The 4105-nt window shown below is 73.7% G+C and carries 4 protein-coding genes; 1 reads left to right on the top strand and 3 read right to left on the bottom strand.

The window, feature by feature from the left end:
• The coding region (locus NS220_RS13455) for an HAD family hydrolase (protein ID WP_193755370.1) at window positions 1–579 on the bottom strand (579 nt) is incomplete at its 3' end.
• 112 nt (window positions 580–691) lie between these two features.
• Between NS220_RS13455 and NS220_RS13460 the strand changes: the two genes are divergently transcribed.
• The gene (locus NS220_RS13460; RefSeq protein ID WP_193755371.1) at window positions 692–1357 is read left to right on the top strand and encodes an amino acid deaminase; all 666 of its coding nucleotides are present in this window, start codon (window positions 692–694) and stop codon (window positions 1355–1357) included.
• Between the two features lie 102 nt (window positions 1358–1459).
• Here NS220_RS13460 and NS220_RS13465 read toward each other — a convergent pair whose 3' ends face one another.
• Both NS220_RS13465 and NS220_RS13470 read right to left on the bottom strand, forming a co-directional pair.
• Window positions 1460–2587: a LacI family DNA-binding transcriptional regulator gene (locus tag NS220_RS13465; RefSeq protein ID WP_058624555.1), complete on the bottom strand. Its 1128-nt coding sequence runs from the start codon at window positions 2585–2587 to the stop codon at window positions 1460–1462.
• Window positions 2588–2595: 8 nt separating this feature from the next.
• Window positions 2596–4105: glycoside hydrolase family 3 protein (locus NS220_RS13470; RefSeq protein ID WP_058624556.1), on the bottom strand; the 1510-nt coding region annotated here is incomplete at its 5' end.

Below are 4105 nucleotides of genomic sequence, written 5' to 3' on the forward strand. Positions count from 1 at the left end.
GGGGTGGGCGGCGGGGTCGGGGTAGCCGCCGACGAGAGCGGTGGCGTGGCCGCGGGCGTGCGCGGGAGCGAGGTCGTTGCGCCACACGTCGCCGACCGCGAGAACGGGAACGTCCTCGTCGAGGGAGTCGAGCAGCGCCTCGAGTCCCGCGGGCTTGGCGGCGTCGGTGACGATGCGGTCGAACAGTCCCGCAAGGCCGAGGGACGCGAGGGCCTCGTCGAGCCGCGTCGCCGGGGCGTTCGTGACGAGGAGGCGCTCGGCATCCGTGATCCGAAGGAACTCCGCGAGACCGACGGCGACGGTGACCGGAGCCTCGGCGGTGCCGAGCTGGGCGCGGCTGGCCGTGTAGGCGGCGGCGAGCGCGTCGTCGCCGATGCCTGCGGCGACGGCGACGCGCCGGACGACGTCGTACCCGTCGATCGCGTCGCCGGAGGGCTCCGCGAGCTGGGCCGCCACCGCGGTGACGAGGTCGTCGGCGGGGGCCGCGTGCGCGGCGACCGCGCGGGCATAGGCCAAGAGGGGGCCGTCGCCGAGGGCGACGGTACCGTCGAAGTCGAGGATGAGGACGGGGCGAGGCAAGGAAGCTCCTGTCGTGGACGTTGCGTCCATGATGCGCTCCAAATGTGGACGGAATGTCCACGTCAGATGAACGCCGTGTAAACGATGCGCGGGAGCGTCGTAGCGTGGGCGGGTGCACACCCTGGACGCCGCAGCTCGCCTCGCGGCCACCGACCCCGTGGCCGCGATCGACTCCCTGGCCTGGCTCGCCGACGCCCTCGCCGAGGATCGTGCCGCCGCGCGCTTCGCCGCGTGGGGACTCTCGACGGTGATCGACGAGAACGTCGGGGCGGCCGTGCTCCCCCGGGCGGTGTTCGATGAGCTGCACCGTCGCGCGGGTCTGGAGGCGGAGTGGCCCGTGGGCAATGCCGGCGTGCTGCACGTGTACGGCTATCTGCTCTCGCTGACACCCACGCCGTACGGGCTCAAGCGCGAGCGGTGGCTGTCGGGCGAGCTGGAGCGCGCGTGCGGGCTCGAGAGCGGGGCGCTGCTGCCGTGGGCCGGTGCCGAGACGCTGCTGTCGCGCGCGACCGCGGCCGCCTCCGCGCTGCTGGCCCGCGACGACGCCGTGACCGAGGAACTGGTGGACGCGGCCGCCTTTCGCGCCCCCGGCGATGCCGCGACCGAGCAGACCGGGTGCCGCACGGCGCGCATCGCACTCGGTGCCCCTCTGCCCGACGGCGGCGCGGCTCTGGCCTATGCGGTGGACGGCCGGATCGTCACGATGTTCCCGGTGGCCGACCCCGGTGGCTTGAGGGCAGGTCTGGGCGCCCCGCGGCTGCGGTGGAACGCCGCCTGACCCGTCCCGCCACGACGCTCGAGCGGGAAGCTCCGATCCCGAACCGGCGTGTCACCCGCCGGCCCGCACGACGGCACGCCCGTGCACCGCAGGGACGGCGCGTCAGCAGCCGCAGCTCGCCCGCACCAGCACCCGGGGCTCGAACACGACGTCGAACGGGCCGCCCGCGGGCGGGGCCCCGGCCGTGCCGGCGAGGATCCTCGCCGCCGCGCGCCCCATCGCCTCCATCGGCTGGCGCACGGTCGTCAGCGGCGGGCTGGTCAGGCGCGAGCCCAGCGTGCCGTCGAAGCCCGTGACCGCCACGTCCTCGGGGACGCGCACCCCCTCGGCGGCGAGCACATCGAGGAGCGTGAAGGCGTTCTGGTCGGTGGCGCAGACGAAAGCCTGCGGCATCCGTCCCGCCGCGATCAGGGCGCGCACCTGCGGCACGAGGTCGTCGTCGCCGCGCACGGTCGCATCCACGATCTCGGGACGGGGACGGATGCCGCGGGCCTCGAGCTCCGCGACCATGGCGTCGCGGCGCTCGACGGCGTCCGTCGCCTCCAGGCGCCCCACGAAAGCCAGGTCGGTCGCGGCGTGCTCCTCGACGAGGTGGGCGACGAGCGCCCGCATGCCGCGGGCGTTGTCGACGCGGACACGATGGTGCGCGTCGTCGGCGGGGGCCGCGCTGAAGAGCACGATGGGGATGCTCAGGGAGTGCCGCGCGAGAGTGGGCGCGGTCTGCGGGGAGGGGAAGATCGCGAGCCCGTCGACGCGCCCGACGGTGTCGGCGACCGACACATCGGCATCCGATCCGCTGCTCAGCATCACCGGGCGACCGAGCGCCCAGCACTCCAGCTCGAAACCGCGCTGCACCTCGTCGACGTACAGCGGGAACGCCCGGGGGTCGGAGAGGACGTCGTCGTCGGTCTGGTCCCAGGCAATCACTCCCCCGGCGTCGAGCGCCGGCGACTGCAGACCGCTCAACGGCTGGGCGAGGGGGTCGGCCCGCTCGAGCAGCAGGTCGAACGCGTGCAGGCCGAGCGTGCCGGTGCGCCCGCGCGCGAGGCCGCGGGCCGCACCGCTGGGGGCGTACCCCAGCCGCCGCGCCGCGTCGAGCACGCGCTGCCGCGTGGCGTCGCTGAGCTTGTCGGGCCGGCGGAACGCGAACGACACCGACGCGATCGAGACGTTCGCCTCGCTCGCGACGTCGTACACGGTCGGTCGTCGCGTCGTCTGCCCCTCCGCCATGAGACCCCTTACCCCTTTTGCAGCACGGCGGGCTCCGCGATCTCCAGCCCGTGGTGCACGGGGAAGACGGGGTCGCCGGTGTCCGACGGTACATCCTCGCGCGAGGAACGCACGGCATCCATCGACCGGGGGATCTCGATCGGCAGGCGCCCGCGCGGGGGAACGCGGCCGGTGAGGGCGTCGAGCACGGCCGCGGCGGAGCTGCCGTAGTCGGCGACGATCGCCGCGGCGTGGCCCACGAACGGGGTCAGAATGGCCGGCCGGTCGAGGTTCACGACGAGAACGAGAGGGCAGGATGCCGCGATCTGCTGCAACCGGTACACCAGGCCCGGCGCGAACTCGAGGGAGCCCTGGTGGAACCAGGCCTCGAGGAAGAGGTCGTCGCGCGGCTCGAACGGCGCGCCGATCCGCACGATCGCGACGTCGGCGTCGGCGGGGTCGGCGACGACGCGGCCGAGCTCGGCGACGTCGTCGGCCCGGAAGCCCTCGACGTAGACCGCATCGACCGGCCGCAGGGGCAGCACGTCGCCCTCGTTCACCAGCACCGTGAGCGAACGCGCCTGCGCCCGCTCCCCCAGCGCGCGGAACTCCGCGTTGCCGACGATGCGCTCGGCCTCGTCGACGTCGACGTACGGGTCGTCGAACAGCCCGAGCTGGAACTTCACCCGCAGCAGGCGTCGTACCGAGGCGTCGATGCGCTCCTCGCTCACGCGGCCCGAGCGGACGAGGTCCAGGAGCATCTCGACGCACTCCTCCCCGCCGAACTGGTCGCTCCCGGCATCCAGGATCTTCTCCATGCGCTCCACTTCGGAGAGGTGCTCGACGCCCCAGGCGCGGGCGGGCAGCACCTGGTCGCCGACGTGGTTGTCGTTGACGAGCTCCCAGTCGGTGACGACGACGCCGTCGTACCCGAGCTGCTCGCGCAGCAGCCCCGTGATGATCTGGCGGTTGTAGCCGAAGCCGACCTCTTCGATCGGGTGGCCGTCGACCTCGAGGCCGACCGGCATGCCGTAGTACGGCATCATGCCGGCGGTGCCGCGGCGGATCGCCTCGCGGAAGGGCTCGAGGTGGTAGTCGAACATGCCGCCGGGGTACACCTGCTCGCGGCCGTAGGGGAAGTGCGCGTCCTCGCCGCCCTGCTGCGGCCCGCCGCCCGGGAAGTGCTTGGTCGTGCAGGCCACGCTGTCGGGTCCGAGCTCGTCGCCCTGGAAGCCCTGCAGGTACGCCGCGGTGAAGGCGGTGACGCGTTCGGCATCCTGCCCCAGGGTCTGCGCCTGCCGGCCCCAGCGCGGCTCGGTGGCGAGGTCGATCTGCGGGTGCAGCGCCGCACGGATGCCGACGGCGACGTACTCGCGCCGCGCGACCTCGGCGAACTCGCGCACGGTGTCGACGTCGTCGAGCGCGGCGAGTCCGAGACCCTCGGGCCACTGCGAGAAGGGCCCGGCCGAGAAGGCCACGCCGGTGTTCTCGACGAACGCGTGCCGCGGATCGGTGCTGATGGTGACCGGGATGCCGTGC

This window comes from Microbacterium testaceum (assembly GCF_001476655.1).
GTDB classification, from domain to species: domain Bacteria; phylum Actinomycetota; class Actinomycetes; order Actinomycetales; family Microbacteriaceae; genus Microbacterium; species Microbacterium testaceum_C.